Annotated in this window: 22 protein-coding genes; 8 read left to right on the top strand and 14 right to left on the bottom strand. The window is 71.7% G+C overall.

Going from position 1 to position 19,312, the window contains the following annotated elements; translation table 11 throughout:
* Positions 1–31: 31 nt before the first annotated feature.
* Complete coding sequence (locus ACK4YQ_RS10665; RefSeq protein WP_409611157.1) at positions 32–1,822, top strand: PHA/PHB synthase family protein; 1,791 nt, start codon at positions 32–34, stop codon at positions 1,820–1,822.
* On the opposite strand, the gene ACK4YQ_RS10660 is transcribed toward ACK4YQ_RS10665, so the two are convergent.
* Positions 1,804–2,019, bottom strand: a complete 216-nt coding sequence (locus tag ACK4YQ_RS10660) for a hypothetical protein (RefSeq protein WP_409611155.1) — start codon at positions 2,017–2,019, stop codon at positions 1,804–1,806. The two genes, ACK4YQ_RS10665 and ACK4YQ_RS10660, sit on opposite strands and share 19 nt — an antisense overlap.
* 192 nt (positions 2,020–2,211) lie before the next feature.
* Here ACK4YQ_RS10660 and ACK4YQ_RS10655 point away from each other — a divergent pair, with 192 nt between their 5' ends.
* Positions 2,212–2,838, top strand: a complete 627-nt coding sequence (locus ACK4YQ_RS10655; RefSeq protein ID WP_409611153.1) for a helix-turn-helix domain-containing protein — start codon at positions 2,212–2,214, stop codon at positions 2,836–2,838.
* Here the strand turns inward: ACK4YQ_RS10655 and ACK4YQ_RS10650 are convergent.
* Positions 2,835–3,341: a flavodoxin family protein gene (locus ACK4YQ_RS10650; RefSeq protein WP_409611151.1), complete on the bottom strand. Its 507-nt coding sequence runs from the start codon at positions 3,339–3,341 to the stop codon at positions 2,835–2,837. The genes ACK4YQ_RS10655 and ACK4YQ_RS10650 overlap by 4 nt on opposite strands.
* 349 nt (positions 3,342–3,690) lie before the next feature.
* Between ACK4YQ_RS10650 and ACK4YQ_RS10645 the strand changes: the two genes are divergently transcribed.
* Complete coding sequence (locus tag ACK4YQ_RS10645; RefSeq protein ID WP_409611149.1) at positions 3,691–4,176, top strand: DUF3775 domain-containing protein; 486 nt, start codon at positions 3,691–3,693, stop codon at positions 4,174–4,176.
* Positions 4,177–4,179: 3 nt separating this feature from the next.
* On the opposite strand, the gene lon is transcribed toward ACK4YQ_RS10645, so the two are convergent.
* Positions 4,180–6,582, bottom strand: a complete 2,403-nt coding sequence (gene lon / locus ACK4YQ_RS10640) for an endopeptidase La (RefSeq protein WP_409611147.1) — start codon at positions 6,580–6,582, stop codon at positions 4,180–4,182.
* An 8-nt stretch (positions 6,583–6,590) separates the two neighbouring features.
* Entirely contained in the window at positions 6,591–6,989 is a 399-nt protein-coding gene (locus ACK4YQ_RS10635; protein ID WP_409611145.1) for an Hsp20/alpha crystallin family protein, read from the bottom strand.
* 170 nt (positions 6,990–7,159) lie between these two features.
* Between ACK4YQ_RS10635 and ACK4YQ_RS10630 the strand changes: the two genes are divergently transcribed.
* Both ACK4YQ_RS10630 and ACK4YQ_RS10625 read left to right on the top strand, forming a co-directional pair.
* Entirely contained in the window at positions 7,160–7,996 is an 837-nt protein-coding gene (locus ACK4YQ_RS10630) for a universal stress protein (RefSeq protein WP_409611143.1), read from the top strand.
* 89 nt (positions 7,997–8,085) lie between these two features.
* Positions 8,086–8,553 carry an Hsp20/alpha crystallin family protein gene (locus ACK4YQ_RS10625; protein ID WP_409611141.1) on the top strand — a complete coding sequence of 156 codons (468 nt, stop codon included), beginning with the start codon at positions 8,086–8,088 and terminating at the stop codon, positions 8,551–8,553.
* A 63-nt stretch (positions 8,554–8,616) separates the two neighbouring features.
* Here the strand turns inward: ACK4YQ_RS10625 and phbB are convergent, their stop codons facing one another.
* Entirely contained in the window at positions 8,617–9,339 is a 723-nt protein-coding gene (gene phbB / locus ACK4YQ_RS10620) for an acetoacetyl-CoA reductase (RefSeq protein ID WP_409611139.1), read from the bottom strand.
* Between the two features lie 74 nt (positions 9,340–9,413).
* Positions 9,414–10,097 (bottom strand): dienelactone hydrolase family protein, encoded by a 684-nt coding sequence (locus ACK4YQ_RS10615; protein WP_409611137.1) that lies wholly within the window; start codon positions 10,095–10,097, stop codon positions 9,414–9,416.
* Between the two features lie 111 nt (positions 10,098–10,208).
* Between ACK4YQ_RS10615 and ACK4YQ_RS10610 the strand changes: the two genes are divergently transcribed.
* On the top strand, positions 10,209–10,475 hold the full coding sequence (locus ACK4YQ_RS10610; protein WP_409611135.1) for a hypothetical protein: 267 nt from the start codon (positions 10,209–10,211) through the stop codon (positions 10,473–10,475).
* A 6-nt stretch (positions 10,476–10,481) separates the two neighbouring features.
* Here ACK4YQ_RS10610 and ACK4YQ_RS10605 read toward each other — a convergent pair whose 3' ends face one another.
* Together ACK4YQ_RS10605 and ACK4YQ_RS10600 are read right to left on the bottom strand one after the other, a co-directional pair.
* A complete protein-coding gene (locus ACK4YQ_RS10605) occupies positions 10,482–11,042 on the bottom strand; it encodes a cold shock domain-containing protein (protein ID WP_409611133.1) in 561 nt (186 codons plus the stop codon).
* 46 nt (positions 11,043–11,088) lie between these two features.
* Entirely contained in the window at positions 11,089–11,538 is a 450-nt protein-coding gene (locus tag ACK4YQ_RS10600) for a host attachment protein (RefSeq protein ID WP_409611131.1), read from the bottom strand.
* A 157-nt stretch (positions 11,539–11,695) separates the two neighbouring features.
* Here ACK4YQ_RS10600 and ACK4YQ_RS10595 point away from each other — a divergent pair, with 157 nt between their 5' ends.
* Positions 11,696–12,262 carry a hypothetical protein gene (locus ACK4YQ_RS10595; RefSeq protein ID WP_409611129.1) on the top strand — a complete coding sequence of 189 codons (567 nt, stop codon included), beginning with the start codon at positions 11,696–11,698 and terminating at the stop codon, positions 12,260–12,262.
* A gap of 16 nt (positions 12,263–12,278) precedes the next feature.
* On the opposite strand, the gene ACK4YQ_RS10590 is transcribed toward ACK4YQ_RS10595, so the two are convergent.
* From ACK4YQ_RS10590 to ACK4YQ_RS10570, 5 genes are all read right to left on the bottom strand, one after another.
* Entirely contained in the window at positions 12,279–12,842 is a 564-nt protein-coding gene (locus tag ACK4YQ_RS10590; RefSeq protein WP_409611127.1) for a hypothetical protein, read from the bottom strand.
* A 67-nt stretch (positions 12,843–12,909) separates the two neighbouring features.
* On the bottom strand, positions 12,910–13,575 hold the full coding sequence (locus tag ACK4YQ_RS10585; protein WP_409611125.1) for a TetR/AcrR family transcriptional regulator: 666 nt from the start codon (positions 13,573–13,575) through the stop codon (positions 12,910–12,912).
* A 78-nt stretch (positions 13,576–13,653) separates the two neighbouring features.
* Positions 13,654–15,138 carry a bifunctional 3-(3-hydroxy-phenyl)propionate/3-hydroxycinnamic acid hydroxylase gene (locus ACK4YQ_RS10580; RefSeq protein WP_409611123.1) on the bottom strand — a complete coding sequence of 495 codons (1,485 nt, stop codon included), beginning with the start codon at positions 15,136–15,138 and terminating at the stop codon, positions 13,654–13,656.
* Complete coding sequence (locus ACK4YQ_RS10575; protein WP_409611121.1) at positions 15,131–15,994, bottom strand: fumarylacetoacetate hydrolase family protein; 864 nt, start codon at positions 15,992–15,994, stop codon at positions 15,131–15,133. The genes ACK4YQ_RS10580 and ACK4YQ_RS10575 overlap by 8 nt, the downstream gene beginning before the upstream one ends.
* A 20-nt stretch (positions 15,995–16,014) precedes the next feature.
* Positions 16,015–16,938 (bottom strand): VOC family protein, encoded by a 924-nt coding sequence (locus ACK4YQ_RS10570; RefSeq protein ID WP_409611119.1) that lies wholly within the window; start codon positions 16,936–16,938, stop codon positions 16,015–16,017.
* Between the two features lie 246 nt (positions 16,939–17,184).
* On the opposite strand from ACK4YQ_RS10570, the gene ACK4YQ_RS10565 reads away from it, so the two are divergent.
* Positions 17,185–18,234 carry a DNA topoisomerase IB gene (locus ACK4YQ_RS10565; RefSeq protein ID WP_409611117.1) on the top strand — a complete coding sequence of 350 codons (1,050 nt, stop codon included), beginning with the start codon at positions 17,185–17,187 and terminating at the stop codon, positions 18,232–18,234.
* A gap of 6 nt (positions 18,235–18,240) precedes the next feature.
* Here the strand turns inward: ACK4YQ_RS10565 and ACK4YQ_RS10560 are convergent, their stop codons facing one another.
* The gene (locus ACK4YQ_RS10560) at positions 18,241–19,311 is read right to left on the bottom strand and encodes a sodium:calcium antiporter (RefSeq protein WP_409611115.1); all 1,071 of its coding nucleotides are present in this window, start codon (positions 19,309–19,311) and stop codon (positions 18,241–18,243) included.
* Between the last annotated feature and the right edge of the window lies 1 nt (position 19,312).

Raw genomic sequence — 19,312 nt, 5'->3', positions numbered from 1 at the left:
GGAGCGGCGTCCCCGCGGCCAGGAGGTGAGCATGCCGTTCGATGAGCCGACCGCACAGGCGTCGAACCGCCCCGCAGGCCCCACGGCCGCCGGTGACGGGGCCGTCGCCGAGGTGATGGGCGAACTCGACCGGCGCCTGCGCGGGCGCTACGCCATCGCCACGGGCGGCCAGTCGGCCTGGGCGGCGCTGCAGGCCTGGGAAGACTGGGCCCATCATCTGATGGAGGCGCCGGGCCGGCGGCTGGAGCTGTGGCGGCGGGCCGGCCAGGCGGCCCTGGCGCTGGCGCGGCAGCCACCGACCGGCGCGGCGCAGGACGACTGGGCCTTTCGGCCCGAACCCGCCGACCGGCGCTTTCGCCATCCCGGCTGGACCACGGGGCCCTACCACCTGCTGGCGCAGGCCCAGCTCGCCGCCGAGGCCCAGTGGCGGGCCGCTACGAGCGAGGTGCGGGGCATGGAGGCCCACCACGCGCGGCGGGTCGAGTTCCTCGGACGCTTCGCCCTCAACATGCTGGCGCCTGTGAACTTTCCCTGGACCAATCCGCAGGTGGTCGAAGCCGCCTGGCGCACCGGCGGCGGCAACTTCGCAGCCGGCGCCAAACTGCTGGCCGAAGACCTGTCGCGCCTCTCCCGAGGCGAGAAGCTGAAGGGGCTGGAAGCCTTCCGTGTCGGCGAGACGGTGGCGATCACCCCCGGCCAGGTGGTGTTCCGCAACGAGCTGATGGAGCTGATCCAGTACGCGCCGACGACGCCCACGGTGCGGCGCGAGCCGATCCTGATCACGCCCGCCTGGATCATGAAGTACTACATCCTGGACCTGACCCCGCCCAATTCGCTGGTGCGCCACCTGGTGGAGCAGGGGTTCACGGTCTTCATCATCTCCTGGAGGAATCCCGGCGCGGAGATGCGCGAAACCTCCTTCGAGGACTATCGGGTCAAGGGCGTGCTGGCGGCGATGGAGGTGGTCGGGCGGATCGTGCCTGGCGAGAAGCTGCACGCCGTCGGCTACTGCCTCGGCGGCACCGTGCTGGCGATCGCGGCGGCCGCCATGGACCGCGACGGCGACCGGCGGCTCGCCTCGGTGACGCTGCTGGCGGCGCAGACCGATTTCGAGGAAGCCGGCGAGCTGATGATGTTCATCGATGAAAGCCAGCTCGCCCGGCTCGAGGACATGATGCACGTCCAGGGCTATCTGGACGCCCGGCAGATGGCCAGCGCCTTCTATGCGCTGCGCGCCAACGAGATGGTGTTCGCTAAGCTGGTGGAGCGCTACCTGCTGGGCGAGCCGGCGCCGCCCGGCGACATCGACGCCTGGCTGACCGATCCGACGCGGATGCCGGCGCGCATGCACGCCGAATACCTGCGCCGCCTGTTCCTGGAGAACAGCTTCGCCGACGGCCACTATCAGGTGGACGGCCGGGCCGTGGCGCTGAAGGACATCGACACCCCGATCTTCGCCCTCGGCGCCGAGCGCGACCACATCGCCCCCTGGCGCTCGGTCTACAAGGTGGAGCTGTTCGGTTCGGCCAGCACGACCTTCGTCCTGACCGGCGGCGGCCACAACACCAGCGTGGTCAGCCCGCCGGGCAAGCCGGGCGCCTACTACCGGGTGAGCCGCAGCGAGGCGGGCGGCGACTATGTCGATCCCGATCAGTGGCTGGCCTCGACCCCCCGGATGGACGGCTCGTGGTGGCCGGAGTGGGTGAACTGGCTCGACGAACGCTCCTCGGCCGAACGGGTCGCCCCGCCTTCCCTGGGCCGGCCCGATGCGGACCTGCCGCCCCTTGGCGCCGCGCCCGGGCGCTATGTCCTGGAGCCCTGATCCCCGCGCGGGACGTCGACAGGCGTCAACGTCGCCACGCGGCGCGAGCGCACGATGGCCGGCGTCGTCATCGGAGGATGAACCATGGAAGACGCCGCCTCGACGCGCTCGCTGACGGCCCGGCCAAGGGCTTCCGGGCCAGCGGGCGCCTTCACTCCCCGATGCGACAGGTGGATCAGCATGACGAAGGTGGACATGATCGTGCTCCGTCGCCGTCGCAGCGAGCACGTCAGCGCAGGACGGCCGGGGCATTGACGGGGTCAAGAGCCTGAACGCTTCCGACTCGCCTGGAAGGCGAGTTTGATCTCTGTCAAGGTGTCGAATACCCGCAGCATGCGAACTGCGCATGGGGTATGTTAACCTTTGCGAAACCTTCGGCGGAGCCGGCGATGTATGGTCTGCGAGACGACTTCGAGGGCGTGAAGCACTGGCGTCTGACGGCGCCGAAGGGGAGGATCATCTACGACGAAGGTGAGCCGATCTCGACCTTCTATCGCGTGGATCAGGGCTGCGTGCGCCTGCAGGTGAACCGCGAGGACGGCCGTCGGCAGATCCTGGCCTTCCTCTTTCCGGGCGACGTGTTCGGGGTGGAGTCCGAGGTCGTTCGCCGGGCCGCGGCCGAAGCCGTGACCCGTGTGGAACTCACCTGCTTCCAGGGGAGCGGTTCCGGCGGGGTCTGCAGCGCGGACGCCGCGGCCGGGCTCGCTCACGCGGCCTGCGAGATGGCGACCGCCCTGGCCACCCACCTGATGGGCCTTTGCCACACCGGCGCCGAGCGGCGCGTGCGGTGGTTCCTCGACTGGGCGGCCATGCGACAGGGGTGCGATCCCGTCGGCGGGCGCCTCGATCTGCCGATGAGCCGCCGGGATATCGCCGACTTCCTGGGCCTAACGCCGGAGACGCTCAGCCGCACTTTCGGCCGCCTCGAAGCGCTGGGCGAGATCCGCGTGCTGAGCGCGCGCCGGCTTGTCCTGCGCCCGCGCGACGGCGGGCCGGGCGCCCTGCGCGCAGCCTAGACGCCGACGCCCTGCGCCGGCACGGCCGCCTTGGCCACGAGCTGTCCGGAAAAGGCCTGGGCCATGTCTCGCCAGCGTTCGGACTTCAGCGCGGGATCGTCCACCGCCAGGCGGGCGAGGGGCGTCAGCCCGCATAGGGCGGACAACTTGTCCAGGGTCGCCTCGCCGCCTGCTCCGCCGAAGGTGCAGAAGAGCGCGACCTTCCTGAACTTGCGGCCCTGCTCCCTGACGTAGGCGCGCATCGGCGAGGCGATGTCCTGGGCCCACACCGGGCAGCCCAGAATCACCACGTCGTAGTCGGCCGGATCGCGCACGGCGGGCAGGATCCGCGCCGGCCGCTTGCCCAAGGACTCAAAGACCGCGCCGACGAAGGCGAACGGCCCGGCGCGGCGTCTGGCGTCGCGGATCTCCTCCAGATCGGCGGACAGCTCCTGGGCGAGGAGCTTGGCGACCTTGGCCGTGGCGCCGGTCCAGGAATAGTAGGCTACCAGATACCGGGTCATGCCGTCGCCTTCCTGAGTTCGATCCGAGGTAGCGGCGCCGTGGGCCTCCGCGCACCTCGCGGCTGCGGCGCCCTGCGCCCGTTGCAGAATGGCAGGGGCGCGGCGGGCGTGGTTGACGCCGGTCAAGTCCCAGTCCCCGCCGTCCACTTGGACATGCAGGCGGCGCTGCAGCCCTTTGCCGACAACGCGATCTCCAGGACGGTGAACGTGGCGGCGGACTGGCGGCGTGCGGATGCTGAAGGGAGCCTCGCGCGGGTTTGCGGGTTCCCCAGACGAGGGGGCTCTTGACGGGGGTCAATGCCCGCCGCCGGCGGGCGGCGAGACTTCCCGTCCTGCAATGGAGGCGCGCGTGGCCGAAGCCAATCCGGAGCTGACGCTTAACCCCGACCTGACGCTCAATCCCGACACCGCCTTCTTCGTTGTGCTGAAGGCCAGGGAATACGAGGCGAAGGTGGCCGAGGTGGACCCGGACGAGGCCTCCAACGCCTCGGACGACCGCAACGTCGACGTGCTGGAGTTCCAGGCCGACGACACGATCGACGACGAGCTGAACGCCGCCGTCGGCGCGCTCAATGAGGACGAGCGCCTGGACCTGATCGCGCTGAGCTGGATCGGTCGGGGCGACTATACCTTCGAGGACTGGGCCGAGGCGCGCGAAGACGCGCGGCGCATCCTGCCGGACCAGGCCGCGGCCTATGTGATGGGCCACCCCCTGTTCAGCGAAGACCTGGAGGACGCGTTGGCCGAGCTCGGATTCACCCTCGACGACTATCTGGAGACCGTCGGCGCGGGCGGGGACGCCGGCGCGCCGATCCTGGGGCCCCAGACGGACTGAGGCTCAGCTTCCCGCTTCGCCCGCGCCGCCTTCCGCGTGCAGCGGCTCCAGGGCGGCCTCAGCCGCGTCGCTCACCCGTTCGAGCCAGATGAATTCCAGCGCCTCGCGCGCTTCCCTGGGGATGTCCTCATAGTCGCGCCGGTTGCGCGCCGGCAGCATCACCCGCTTGAGGCCAGCCGCGGCGGCGGCGACTACCTTTTCCTTGATCCCGCCGACCGGCAGCACCAGGCCGCGCAGGCTGATCTCGCCGGTCATCGCCGTGTCGCTGCGCACGGTGCGGCCGGTGAGCAGGGAGGTGAGGGCGATGAACATGGCCACCCCCGCGCTCGGCCCGTCCTTGGGCGTGGCGCCCGCCGGCACGTGGACGTGGATGTCGCAGCGGCGAAGCTGGGCCGGGTCGACGCCGAGCTTGACGCCCTCGCTCTTGACCAGGGTGAGGGCGGCCTGGGCGCTTTCCTTCATCACTTCGCCGAGCTGGCCGGTCAGGATGAGCCGTCCCGCGCCCGGCGACTTGGCCGCCTCGATGAACAGGATGTCGCCGCCCACCGGCGTCCAGGCCAGGCCCGTGGCCACACCCGGCACGCTGGTGCGCATGGCCACCTCGCTCTCGAACCGGGGCGGCCCCAGGATCTCGGCGATGTCCTGCCGGCGGATGCGCACGTGCTCGGCCTTGCCCTCGGCGATCCGCACGGCGACGTGGCGAAGCGCCCGGCCGATCTCGCGCTCCAGGTTCCGCACCCCCGCCTCGCGGGTGTAGGCCTCGATGATCTCGTCGAGCGCGTCTTCGTCCACCTCGACCTCGCCTGGGGTCAGGCCGTTGGCCTCCAGCTGGCGGCGAACCAGGTAGCGCTTGGCGATCTCCAGCTTCTCTCCGGCGGTGTAGCCGGCCAGGGAGATCACCTCCATCCGGTCGCGCAGAGGCCCTGGAATGGTGTCCAGCATGTTGGCGGTGGCGATGAACACCACCTGGCTGAGGTCGAACGGCACGCCGAGGTAGTTGTCGCGGAAGGTCGAGTTCTGCTCGGGGTCGAGAACCTCCAGCATCGCCGCGGAGGGATCGCCGTGGACGCCCGCGCCCATCTTGTCGATCTCGTCCAGCATCAGCACGCAGTCCCGCGCGCCGACCTTGCGGATGGCCTGGATCACGTTGCCGGGCAGGGCCCCGACATAGGTGCGCCTGTGGCCGCGGATCTCGGCCTCGTCGTGTACGCCGCCCAGGCTGATGCGGGCGAACTTGCGGCCCATGGCCTTGGCGATCGACTGGCCGAGCGAGGTCTTGCCCACGCCGGGCGGGCCGACGAAGCACAGGATCGGCGCCTTGCCCTGGGGCGCGAGCTTGCGGACCGCCAGGAACTCGATGATGCGGCTCTTGATCTTCTCCAGGCCGTAGTGGTCGGCGTCTAGGATGCGCCGCGCCTCGGCGATGTCGATCTCCTTGGGCTCCGGCGCGGCCCAGGGCAGCTCGATCAGCCAGTCCAGATAGGTCCGGATCATGCCGTATTCGCTGGAGGCTTCGGGCGTGCGCTGCAGGCGGCGCAGCTCCTTGCGCGCCTGGTCGGCGATCTCCTCCGGCATCTGGAGCCGCTCTATGGCCGCCGTAATCTCGGCGACGTCCTGGCTCGCGCCCTCGTCCTCGCCCAGCTCGCGCTGGATCGCCGCGAGCTGCTCGCGCAGCACCGCCTCACGCTGGCGCTGGCTGAAGGCGGCCTGGGTCTGGCGGCCGATCTCGGCCGAGAGGCGCAGCACCTGGAGCCGGTCGGCCAGCAGGGCGGACACCTTGTCGAGCCGCTCGACCAGCCCGAGGGTCTCCAGGACCTGCTGCTTTTCGGCCGGCTTCACGTCCAGATAGGCCGCCGCCATGTCGGCCAGGGCCCCTGGGGAGGCGATGGCCTGGACCGCCGCGCGCAATTCATCCGGCGCCTGGGGCACGAGGTCCAGAACCTCCAGCGCCTGCTGGCGGACGTTCAGGACGCGCGCCTCCACCTGCGGCCCCGTGTCGGCCGGTTCGGTCAGGCGCTCCCCGCGGGCCATGAGATAGGGCCCGCCCTCGATCAGCTCGGTGATCCGGAAGCGCTCGACGCCCTGGCAGACCAGATGGTGGCCGCCGTCGGGACTGGTGACGTAACGCAGGATGTTGGTCACCACCCCGACGTCATGGACGTCGCCCGGGCCGGGGTCGGCGATCTCGGGATCGCGCTGCAGGACCACGACCACCTGCCGCTCGTCGCGCACCGCCTGCTGCGCGGCCGCGACCGATCGCGGCCGGCCGACCATCACCGGGGTGACGATCTCGGGGAACATCACGAGGTTCCGGACCGGGATGACGATCAGGGCGTCGGCCGGCGGCTCGGCGGCGGCCTGTTCGGCGGGCGCGGCCGCTTCGGGTGGGACTGTGGTCTCGGTCATCGTAAGCCTCAGGCCTTGCGCAGACTGACGATCAGGCACCCGTCGACGACTTGGCGGGTGACCTGGCCGTAACGGCCGTAGGGGAGGGCGATCCGGCGCTCGAAGCGCCCCTGCGGCAGTTCCATGCGATGGATCACGGCGGTGCGCAGGGCCGGCGGCATGGTCCGCTCGCCGCTGATCACCAGCCACGGGCCGTCGATCACCGCCTCGATCTTCGCCGCCGCCACGCCGGGCAGGGCGGCCAGGATCAGCACCTCCTCGGGGGTCTCAAGGACGTCGACCGGGGGCTCCCAGCTCGGCTGCCGCCCGCCGGACGCGCCGGGCTGGAACAGGCGCCGCTGCATCTGCTCGGCGCGGGCCAGCATGCCCAGGGCGTCGGCCCACATCCAGTCTTGGGAAAGCTTCATCGTCCTGCGCCATCCATGCCAGGGGTTGGACACTGCCGCCGCGATGCGGGTCGGACGTTGACCTCGGTCAAGCCGGCGGCGGCTCGCCCGGACCGGAACCCGACTTGACCGGGGTCAAGGCCAGGGCGCTGCTGGGCGGCCTAAGTGTCCGCCATTCAGGAGGCCCGGTCATGACATTTCGCGACATTCTGGTGCAGGTCGATGAGACGCCGGCGAGCGTTGCGCGGATGAGGGCGGCCGCGGCCCTGGCCCGGCGGTCGAACGCTCACCTGACCGGCCTGTTCCTGACCAGCGACTATCTGCGCCAGTACATGGCCGCCGAGGGCCTCGCCTTCCTGCCGCCCGACACCATCGCCCAGATCGTGGGCGACCACGGCAAGGCCGTGGACGAGGCGGCCGAAGCCGCCCGGATGCGCTTCGAGGCCGCCGCCGGCGACGCCGGCGCGCGCTCGGCGTTCGTCAAGATCAGCGGCGACACGCCCGACGGACTGATCGCCTGCGCCCGCCGGCACGACCTGACCATCACCCCGCGCCACGCCAAGGCCTGCCTGACCGACCACCGGATCTCGGCGGCCGACCTCGCCATGGCCAGCGGCGGCCCGGTGCTGATCCTTCCCGACGAAGGCTATGCCCCGCCAATCGGCAAGCGCGTCATGGTGGCCTGGAACGGCGGCCGCGAGGCGGCCCGCGCCCTGCGCGACGCCTGGCCCCTGATCGCCGAGGCCGAGGAGCTGCACGTGCTGGTGGTCTCCCCGAGCGGCGAGGGCGGACCGGACGGCATGCTCCAGCGGCACCTGGAACGGCATGGCCGCAGCGCCAACCTGATCCTTGACCCCAGCCACGACGAGTCCGCAGGCGAGGTGCTGGAGCGGCAGGTCGCCGAATACGACATCGACCTGGTGGTGATGGGCCTGTTCGGGCGACCGCGGTTACAGGAACTGGTCCTCGGCGGCGTCAGCCAGCGGATGCTGAGCCGCCTGCCGACGCCGATCCTGGTCTCCCACTGAGGCGTCCATCGCGGCGTTGACGGGCGTCAATGAGCGGGGGGCGGGGGGCGAGCATCGTCAACGCGCCAGGCCTTCAAAGGAGAAGCCCGATGACCGCCCAACCCCTCGGCAGACAGTTCCTGCCCACGCTGTCGCAATCGGCGACCAGCATCTTCTCGCCGATCCACCGCGAGTTCGACCGGCTGTTCGAACAGCTCGGCGCCGGCTGGTCGAACCTGACCGAGTTCGGCGCCTCGCCGCGGATGGACGTGCGCGACACCGCCGACGGCCTCGAGATCACCATGGAAGTGCCGGGCATCGCCCAGGACGACCTGAAGATCACGGTGGAGGACAACCTGCTCACCGTCAGCGGCGAGAAGAAGTCCGAGACCGAAAAGTCTGAAAAGGACTACCGGGTGTCCGAACGCGTCTACGGCGCCTTTTCGCGGTCCGTCGGCCTGCCCAGCAGCGTGGACGCCGAGAAGATCACGGCGACCATGGACAAGGGGGTCCTGAAGCTGGTCGCGCCGAAGAACGGCAAGGCGCAAGCCAAGACCATCAGCATCAAGGCCAAATAGCCGATCGGGTCGCAGGGTCCAGGGCGGCCCCTCCGGCGCCGGCCCGGGCCGGCGCCCCGTCGTTCAGACCATGTACTGGCCCCCGTTCACGGTCAGGGTCGAGCCGGTGATGAACCCCTGCTCGTCGGCTGCGAGAAAGGCGACGCAGCGGGCCACTTCGTCCGGTCGCCCGAGACGGCCCACCGGAATGTCGGCCTTGATCGTCTCCAGCACGTCCTGGGGCACGTGCGCCACCATGTCGGTGTCGATGTAGCCCGGCGCCACCGCATTGACGGTGACGCCCTTCCTGGCCGTCTCCAGGGCCAGCGCCTTGGTGAAGCCGATCACCCCGGCCTTGGCCGCCGAATAGTTGGTCTGGCCGAACTGGCCCTTCTGGCCGTTGATCGAGGCGATGTTGACGATCCGGCCGAAGCCGCGGTCGCGCATTCCGCCGATCACGGGGCGGGTCATGTTGTAGAGGCCGTTCAGGTCTACGCGGATCACGCGGTCCCAGTCGTTGTCGTTCATCTTGTGCAAGGACGCGTCGCGGGTGACGCCGGCGTTGTTGACCAGCACTTCCACCGGCCCGAGCAGAGACTCGATCTCGCCCAGCACGGCGCGGCACTCCAGGCTCTCGGCGACGTCGCACTTCAGGACGAGGACGCCGAGCTCGTCGCGGCAGCGCATGGCCGCCTCGTCGTTGCCGCCGTAGAGCGCAGCCACCTGCATTCCGTCGGCCTTCAGGCGCTGGGTCACGGCGTAGCCGATCCCTCTCGTTCCGCCGGTCACCACGGCCACACGGCCCATCGCGTCCTCCCTTGTCTGGCGGGTCATCCGCGGGAGACGATCGGCTGCGCGGCGGCGCCGGGCATTGACTGCGGTCAAGCTGGAGACGGCGCAGGGGCGCCGGGGCGCTCGGCGGCGGGCGGACGCGGCGGGGCCAGAACCTCGTCGCACCAGGCGCAGGCGAGTTCGATCACCTCCTGCAGGGCGCCGGGCTCCTCGAAGAGGTGGGTGGCGCCGGCCACCACCTCCAGCCGGCCCTCGCCCGCCAGCGCGCTCAGGGCCTCGCGGTTCCAGGTGAGGACAGGCTCGTCGCGCTCGCCGACGATCAGCAGCGTCGGCGCGGTGACGCGGCCCAGGCTGTCGCCGGCCAGATCCGGACGGCCGCCGCGGGAGATGACGGTGCGCACCGCCTGGGGCCGCCGGACCGCCGCCTGCAGCGCCGCGGCGGCCCCCGTGCTGGCGCCGAACAGGCCGACGGGCAGGCGGCCCAGGACAGGCTGGGCGCCGACCCAGTCGATCGCATCCACGAGCCGGCAGGCCAGTTGGTCTATGTCGAAGACATTGGCGCGCTCCTGCGCCTCGGCTTCGGTGAGCAGGTCCAGGAGCAGGGTCGCAAATCCCGCCGCGACGAGGGCCTGCGCCACGCTCTGGTTGCGGGGGCTGAAGCGGCTGGAGCCGCTGCCGTGCGCGAAGATGACGACGCCCCTTGGGCTTGCGGGGGTTCGCAACTCCGCCCCCAGGTCCAGGGGCGGGATTCGAATGAAGCGGGCGGCGGCCATGGTTTCCTCCTGGCTGGCCGGGACCCTAGCGGGCGCGCCGTCGCCGGCCTTGACGGCCGTCAACGCAGTCGCCGCGAGGCGGCGCCACATGAGGCGTTCGGAGGGAGCGACATGGGCCTGGTCGACATCACGGTGCATCCTGTCGAGGGCGGGTGGTCGATCGGCGATCCCTTCAGCGGCTGCGGCCTGATGTTCCTCTCGGGCGGCAAGGCCGAAGCCAAGGCCCGCGAACTCGGCCGGCTGGCCGCCGTGCTCGGCTTCGACGCGCAGGTCAGCGTCAGGGACGGGCGTTGGGGTCTGGTCGACCGGCTGTCGTTCGAGGCGATCCCCCGCCATGGGCCGCTGCGGCAGGCCCGCGCCCGCCGCAGCGGCGTCTGACGGCGCCTAGCCGCGGCCGCAGACGTGGACGGTGGAGGCTTGGTCGCCCTTGTCCCCCAGGGCCTCGGCGAAGCGCACCTCGGTCCCGGCGCGCATGTGGGCGAAGCCGCCGTTCACCACGGCGTTCCGGTGGAAGTAGATTTCGCGCCCGTCGGCGGTCTCGATGAAGCCGTAGCCTTCGTCGGGAAACACGCGGACGACCCGGCCGGCGGGCGGGCCTTCGTGGGTCTTGACCAGTCCCTGGTCCCTGCGACGCCGATCCTGCAGGCGCCGGCGGGCCGCGGCGAAGGCGTCCCGCACGGCGACGAAGGCGTCTTCGTGGGCGTGATCCTCCGGCGGATTGCGGTCGATCATCACGTCGCCGTCGCCGGGGGTCGTGATCTGCAGGCGGACGGCGTAGAGGTCCCCATGGCGGCGCCGATGGGCGCGGCCAATCACCGCGACGCGGCACGAGGTGATGCGATCGTGGAAGCGCTCCAGCTTGGCGGCCTCTTTTTCGATCCGCGTGCGTAGCGCCTCGCTGGCCTCAAGTCCGCCCTCGAAGGTGATCTGAAGAGGTAACTGCATGCCTCTGTCTCCATTGAAAACTTTGTGCTCAGGCTGATTCGCCGAATCAGGAGAGCCACTTCGCCAGCGCCGAGTCCGGCGTCTTGGTCAGGTCGCGCTCGAGCGTTCCCGCCAGTCGCGCCTGCGCGCCGAGCCGGCGCTCCAGGAGGCCGAGCAGGCGCCCTGGCGCGGCGACGAACACCTGGTCCAGCCCGCGCCGGTCCAGGTGACGGCCCGCCCTCGCGGCGACTTCCTCGACAAAGGCCTCCTTGGCCTGGCGGAAGAAGTCCTCGCGCCCGACGCTGTGGCGCCGCGGACTGGCGCTCTCGAAGCTCCGCACAGGCGGGCTGCGCCTCAGTTCGTCGCGCAGCCGCCGCAGGGCGGCTCGCCCGTCGATCTCGTCGGCCGTCACGAAGCTGTCGCGGCCGGCGGCCCGTTCGACGAAGCGCGCACGCGCCCCGTCGGCCAGCACGAAGAGCACCTTGCCGGCGCCTTCTGCCTGGATGTTCGCGCCCATCTCACGTGGCCCTGTATTGGGTGCTCATGGGAAAGCTCCTTCTTTGAATCAGTCTCCTCCCGTCCGCGGCCCCGGTGTTTGACGATGCTCAACTCGCATGCGGGAATCGGCGGGCCGACTCGGAGGGCCGTCGCCGGCGAAACGGACGAGCGGGCGCATGACTACGCCGGACCAGACCATGCAGGTGGAGGCCGCCTCCGGGCGTCCGATCGAGATCAAGGTCCGGGAGATCGGGCGGCTGTTCCACGCCCTGGATCCGCTGCCGTTCCGCGAGCGCGACCTGGACTCGGCCGTCGAGGAATACGTTGTCGGATGGGCGCGCGAACTGCCCACCACCCAACCGATCGAGATCGTTGTGCATCTTCCGCGCGAGGAGGCGGAGCGGAAGGAGGCGGGCGAGATCGCCGGAGCGATCCATAACTACTTCGCCTACCGCTCGCAGGCGACGCGGAACGAACTGCGCGAGCTGTTCCGCGTCGGCCGGGCTTCGGTGCTGATCGGCGTCGCCGTCCTGGCGATCAGCGTGGTGGTGGCCGGTTTCGCCGAGACCCTGGCCGGGGAGGGGCGGCTGGGGCGGTTCCTGCACGAAAGCCTGCTCATCTTCGGCTGGGTGGCCAATTGGCGCCCGATCCAGATCTTTCTTTACGACTGGTGGCCGCTGGCCCGCCGCCGAGCGCTGTACGACCGGCTGGCGCGGGCCGAGGTGCGGCTCGTCAGCCTGTGAGGCCCGGGCGGGGGACCTATTCGCCGCCGCCCTTGGCCTGGTCGCCCGCGCGGGTCTCGCCCGTCACGCCGTCGGTCACGGCGCCCGAGCCCGGGCGGGCCGAATCCCCGATCCGCCAGTCCGCGGGGCAGGCGCCCTGCAGCCGGTAGCGACGGGTCTGCTCGAAGGTCGGCCCCTTCTGGTCCTGGCGGGTGACGGCCATCTCGACCGTGAAGTCCTTCTCCTGGTCGCCGGTGATCGAGGCGCCGACGCGGTAGAGCTGGTCGTCGACCCGACAGCGCACCGAATAGGTCTGGTCGGTCTGAACCGCCTCGTCGATCCGCACGCAGGGTTGGCCGTCGACCTCCGGCGCGGGACGCACGAAGCCGTCGCGCACGGCCTTGTCGGCGCAGATGTCGACCGTGTCGATCACCGCTCCGCCGTCGCCCAGAACCTCGATGCGCCACAGGCTAGGCGTCTCGGTCGCCAGTCCAGGCGGCGGCGCCTGAGCCGTCTCGGTCTCGGCGGTCTGGCGATCGCATCCGGAAAGGCCCAGGACGGCGGCCAGGGCGAGGGCGGATGCGAGCGTGGGTCGGGACATGGGGCGGCTCCTTGGATGCGTTCCAATCAAGCCTGCGCCGCCGCCGGCGGCGGCGCATTGAGTCCGATCAAGTTCCCCGGCCGGGGGGCGGCCGCTCGGCGAAGGCGCCCTGGCGCACGATCTCGTCGGCGGACTGGGCCGCGATCGCCTCCGTTTCGGCGCCCGGCACGCCCAGGCCCCGCAGCAGAAGCGCGCACATCTGCTGGGCGAGGCTGACGGCCAGGGTCAGGGTCGGCTCCTGGGCCAGGCGCACCAGCGCGATCTGGCAGACCCCAAGAACGTAGAGCACGCCGGTTTCGGTGGTGGCGACCATGAAGCGTCCGCGGGCGAGGCCGTCGGCGACGTCGCCCACCAGCCCCTTGTTCAGGGGCGTCTCCATCGAGGTGTGGCCGCTGTGAATGCGCACCAGGGCGCCGGCCCGCTCCGGGTCGTCGATCGCGTAGCGCAGGTAGACGCAGATCGCCCGGGCCATGCGGCGGGCCGGATCCTCGACGCCCGCATTGGCCCGGCCGACGGCCCGCTCGACCCCCGCCCGGATTTCCGCCGCAACCGCCCGGACCAGCGCCTCGCGGTCGGCGAAGTGGTTGTAGAAGCTGCCCTTGGCGACATCCGCGGCCTGGACGATGTCGTCGATCGTCACCGCCTCGGCGGGCCGCTCGCAGAACAGCCGCCGGCCCGCCGCGACCAGGGCCGCGCGGGTCCGCTCCGCCCGCTCCAGACGTTTGCCGCTCACGGGGCGCGATTCCTTCTCACTCATCGAAGGCAGCCAGCAGGCCTGGCGCGGCAGGTCAAGCCGCGCCGGCCGCGGACCTTAAGCCGCCGCCCGCGCCGGGCGCAGGGCCTGGAGGTAGGCGGCGGCGAGCTGGGCCGCCTCGCCCGTCCCGAAGACATAGCGGTCGGGCCGCACCAGCACGGCCTGCGCCTGGTGGCGGTCCAGCCACGCGCCAACCGCGGCGGCGAACGGCGCCAGGGCCGGATCGTCCAGGCCGAACGCCGCGATCCCGGCGGCGATCGGGGCGGTGCGTCCGATCAACCAGGGGCCTTCGCCCAGCAGGTCGTCCAGCCGCCGTTCGCCGTCCAGCGGCTGCGGAAACACCCCGCCGGCGCCGGGCGAGCCGGCCAGGATGCAGCCGCTCGCGAAGGGGGCGGGACTGGCCGGCGGCAGGGGCGCGACGCCCGCGGCCCGCTGCGCCAGCATGGCCGCGTCACGCTGGGCGGCCGCCTCGCGATCGAGAGTGCAGACGACGCGGCCCATGCCGATGGCGAGTTCGATGTAGGTGCGGACGTGCGGCTCGCGCTCGGGCTGGTAGGTGTCCAAAAGCGCCTCGTCAGCCTCGCCGGCGAGGACGGCCTTCAGCTTCCAGGCGAGGTTGGCGGCGTCGCGCAGGCCCGCGCACATGCCCTGGCCGGCGAAGGGCGGCGTCTGATGGGCCGAGTCTCCCGCCAGCAGCACGCGGCCCTCGCGCCAGGCCTTGGCCACCAGGCCGTGGAACCGATAGACGGCCTTGCGCTCGATGGTCATGGGACCGCAGCCCCAGCGCTCCACCAGCGGGGTGATGAAGGCGTCGTCCAGGACCTGTTCGGCCGTCTCGCCGGGCAGCAGCATGAACTCCCAGCGGTGGCGGCCGGGCCCCATCAGCACGCAGGTGGTCGGGCGGGCCGGGTCGCAGATCTGAAGGTTCACCTGCGGCGGCGTCGCTCCTTCGCCGAGCAGGGCGTCGATCACGAGCCAGGGCTCGTCGAACCTGTAGTCGTCCAGCTCGCCGCCGATGGCCTCGCGCACCCGGCTGGAGGCGCCGTCGCAGCCGACCAGATAGCGCGCGCGCAGGGTGGCGCGCCCCTGCGGCCCCTCGACGACGGCGTCGACGCCGGCGGCGTCCTGGGTCAGGTCGACCAGCCTGCAGCCCAGGCGGACCTCGGCGTTCCGGCTGGCGACGAGCTGCGCGCGCAGGGCGTTCTCCACCGCCGGCTGATGGAACATGTAGCCGGTGGCCCAGCCGCTGGGCGCCAGGGCCGGCAGGTCGGTCTGCAGGAGCGTCTGGCCGTCGGCCGCGCGGAACACGTAGGCCGGCGCGGCGCGGGCGTGCCTTTCCACCTCCTGGGCCACGCCCACCTGCTGGAACAGGCGCATGATCTCGTGGTCGAAGTGCGCCGCCCGGGGCAGGGGATAGACCTCGGTGTCCTTGTCGATGGCGATGACGCGCACGCCGGCGCGGGCGAGCAGCACCGCCTGCATGGCGCCGACGGGGCCAAGGCCCGCCACCAGCACGTCGCAGTCGAATTCGGTCTCAGCCACGGTCCGGCTCCGGCGCGCAGGGGTTTTCGATGGCGCCGAGGCCGTCGATCTCGACGCGGACCACGTCGCCGTCCTTCAGGAACCGCATCGGCTTCATGGCCGCGCCGACGCCCCCGGGGGTGCCGGTGAAGATCAGGTCGCCGGGCTCCAGGGTCATGGCCTGCGACAGGTGCGCGACCTGGTCCCAGACGTCGAACACCAGGTGGCGGGTGTTGGAGTTCTGCCGCTCCTCGCCGTTGACATAGCAGCGGACGCCCAGGGCGTGGGGATCGGTGACCTCGTCGGCGGTGGTGATCCAGGGGCCGAAAGGAGCGTGGGTGTCGAAGGACTTGCCCAGCACCCACTGGGGCGTGCGGTGCTGCCAGGCTCGCTCGGTGGCGTCGTTGCCCACGCAATAGCCGAACACGGCGGCGGCGGCCCCGTCCCTGGGGATGTGCCGCCCGCCGCGGCCGATCACCGCCACCATCTCGGCCTCGTAGTCCAGGGCCTGGGAGACCTTGGGCACGTCGATCGGGTCAAACGGCCCGTTGGCCGCGGTCGGCGCCTTGGAGAACCAGACTTGGTGCTCGGGCGTGCCCAGATTGCTCTCGGCGATATGGTCGGCGTAGTTGAGGCCGATGGCCATGATCTTGCCGGGCCGGCGGATCGGCGCGCGCAGGCGCACCTGGTCGAGGGGCAGGGCGCCGGCGCCGGCCTGGGCCGCGGCGCGGACCTGCGGCTCCGCGTCGGGCCAAGCGGCGATCAGGCCGATCATGTCGGCGGGCAGGCGGCTGTCGCGGTTCAGCGGGACGATGCGGGCGTCGACGACGACGCCCAGCTCCGGCGCGGCGCCGGCCTGGAAGGTGGCGAGTCTCATTGGTCCGGTCTCCGGGGGCGTCAGCCCATGGTCGGCGGCGCGGGCGGACCCCACTGCACGCCCAGAAGGTCGTTCAAGGTGGCGACGTTGGAGCCGTCGGCGGCGGTGAAGAGGTCGCCGTCGGTCCAATGCTCCAGGGTGTGGCCCCACGGGTCGCGCCAGTAGTCGAAGACCTGGCTGCCCAGGATGTGGCGGCCCACGCCCCACTCGGCGTGGCGGCCGGCGGCCTTGAGCCGCTCGTGGCCGGCCATCAGGTCGTCGAGGTCGGCGACCTCGAAGGCGGCGTGGTTGAAGCCCGGGCCCTTGGGCCCCTGCATCAGGAACAGGGTGTGGTGGTCGGTGGGCGTCTCGCCCCGGTCGCACCGCAGGAAGGCGCCGATCGAGACGTCCGGCGTCAGGGCGATCTCGTCCGAGGTGATGAAGCCGAACCTGTCCTTGTACCAGCGCTCGGAGGCGCGGAAGTCCGAGACGTTCAGCACGCAATGGCCCAGGCGCACCACGTGGGCGGGGCCTGCCGCCACCCGCTTGGTGCGGCGCAGGCGATCATGGCCGCGCGCGGTGTTCCACGGTTCGCGCTCCGGAGGCGATCCGGCCGCGCCCCATCCCTGGCCGGCGACGACCTCGACGAGATGGCCGTCCGGGTCATGGAGGGCGACGACACGGCCGCCGCCTGGAGCCTCCAGCGGCCGGACCTCCGCGCCTTCCGCCGCGGCGAGGACCTCGAGATCGCTCACCGACGCCGCCCGCAGGCCCAGGGCGGCGAAGCCCGGTTCGCCCGGCTCGGTGACGTGGGCGTAGGGCGCGCCGTCCAGGCCGCGGGCGTAGAGCCGGCCGTCCGCCTCGCCGGCGGGCAGGCCGAAGTCCTCGAGGAACGCGCGCATCCGGCCGAGGTCCGGCGCGCGGAAGCGGACGTAGGCGACGTCCTCCACCTTGATCGTGCTCATGGGCGTTTCCAAATAGTGACTATTTGGTCAAATATACGCGGCGCGTCGATTTGGCAAACGGGCAGGTTCGGCCAATCTCGCCGGATGGCGGCAATATACGTGACTGTGTGGTCATATTCGTGGGGCCTGGGCGCATCGGTCGGGGAACCTCGGAACCTCCGGGGAGTTGGCTTCCCACGTCGCCCCATGTCGGCCAGGGAGAGCCCCCATGCTTCGCCGGATTGCGGCGCCACGACGGAGGTCGCTGTGAGCGGCGAGGTGCGGCCGCCTGGCCCGGAGCCCGCCCCCGTCGCCGGGCTGGCCTATGTGACCGACCAGGATCCCGGCATCCGGCGCCGCCCCCGCGGCGGGGGCTTCGACTATGTCGGGCCTGACGGGCGGCCGGTGACCGACGAGGCGACGCTGGAGCGGATCCGCGCCCTGGTGCTGCCCCCCGCCTGGACCGACGTGTGGATCTGCGCCGACCCGGACGGCCATATTCAGGCCGTGGGCCGCGACGCCCGCCGCCGCAAGCAGTACCGCTATCACGTGCGATGGCGCGAACAGCGGGACGCCGACAAGTACGACCGCCAGCTCGCCTTCGGGCGGGCCCTGCCGCGGCTGCGTCGGCGCGTCGAGCGTGACCTCGCCCGCCGCGGCCTGCCGCGGGAGAAGGTGCTGGCGGCGGTGGTGCGGGTGATGGAGGCCACCCTGATCCGCGTGGGCAACGACGAATACGCCCAGGTCAACGGCAGCTTCGGCCTGACCACCCTTCGCGACCGCCACGCCCGGATCGGCGAGCGCCGCGCGGTGTTCGAGTTCCGCGGCAAGAGCGGCAAGATCCACCAGACCGGGTTCAACGACCGCCGCCTCGCCCGCATCGTGCGCGCCTGCCAGGACCTGCCGGGCCAGCGGCTGTTCCAGTACCTGGACGAGGCGGGCGACCGCCACGCCGTGCAGTCCGCCGACGTCAACGCCTATATTCGCGAGGCGATGGGCGAGGACTTCTCGGCCAAGGACTTTCGGACCTGGGCGGGCACGGTGGCGGCGGCGAGGGCCCTGGTCGAGTGCGGCCCGCACGCCGGCGCCGCGCACGCCAAGCGCAGCGTCGCCGCCTGCGCGCGGGAGGTGGCGGCGATCCTCGGCAACACCGCCGCCGTGGCGCGCAGGGCCTACATCCACCCGGCGGTCCTCGAGGCCTATGGCGAGGGACGCCTGGACCTGAAGCCGAGCGGCTCGCCGCGGGCATTCGAACTGGGCGTGCTGCGGCTCCTGGAGGCCACCTCGAAGGACGCCGCCCTGACCGATGCGGCGTAGGCGCGCCTAGCCGCCGCCGCGCAGGCTGTAGAGCAGGACCAGGCCGGCGGCGTAGACCGCGATCATGGCGGCGCTGTCGTAGCCCAGCCGCCAGATGCTGCGGTCGCGGCGCTCGACGATGCCGACGATCAGGATCGCGCAGAGCAGCGCGCCCAGGCAGGCGGCGACGACGCTGAAGGCGCCCAGCTCGGCCAGCACCGGCGGACCATAGACGGCGTCGACCAGCAGGATCAGCGACAGGTTGAAGAGGTTGCCGCCCAGGACGTCGCCCACCGCCATCTGCGGGCGGCCGAGGCGGACGGCGGCGATGGCGCTGGAGAACTCGGGCAGGGACGTCGCGCCGCCCAGGAACACCGCGCCGAAGAAGCTCTGCCCCAGTCCCGACCGCTCGGCGATCAGTTCGCCCGAGCGCGCCAGCAGGAAGCCGCCGACGGTGATCAGCGCGCCGGAGCCAGCGATCAGCAGGGCGAGCCTGAGCCTGGATTCGCCTTCGTCTGCAGCCTGTTCTGGGGGCGGGGGCGCATCGGCGTCGCGTCCGGGACGCGCATCGACGGGACGCCAGGTCGCCCGGCGGCCGATGGTGCGCGCCGAAAGCAGGCAGACGACGTAGGCGCCGGCCACCAGCACCGCGCCCACGCCCAGGCCGGAGCCGGCGATCTCCACGTCTCCGGCGGAGATGAGGCCGGCCATCAGCGTCAGGAGCGCGACGTTCATGGCCGCGTAGGCCAGCACGTCCGGCCGCGGGACGATCGAGGTCAGCGCCTCGCGGCCGACCACGGCGTCGGCGATCGCCAGGGCCATGAGCTGCAGGGCCACCCCGCCGATCAGGTTGTTCGCCGCCAGTGCGCCGGCCCCGCCGGCCGCCGCGGTCGCCGAGGTGGTGATCTCGGGCAGGGAGGTCACGCCGCCCAGCACCAGCAGGCCGATCAGCGCCCCGGACAGCCCCGTCGCCTTGGCGAGGCGGTCGGCGTAGCCGGCCAGGCGGGTGCCCGCCCGCCAGACGACGAAGGCGGTGACCGCGAAGATGCCGATGGCCACGGGAAGGCTGCCGCCGCCGTTCAGGAGGGTCTGCAGCATG

The organism is Phenylobacterium sp., from assembly GCF_046291545.1.
GTDB lineage: Bacteria > Pseudomonadota > Alphaproteobacteria > Caulobacterales > Caulobacteraceae > Phenylobacterium.
Note: the sequence above shows the minus strand (reverse complement) of the source record. Positions and strands in the feature narration are given on the sequence as shown.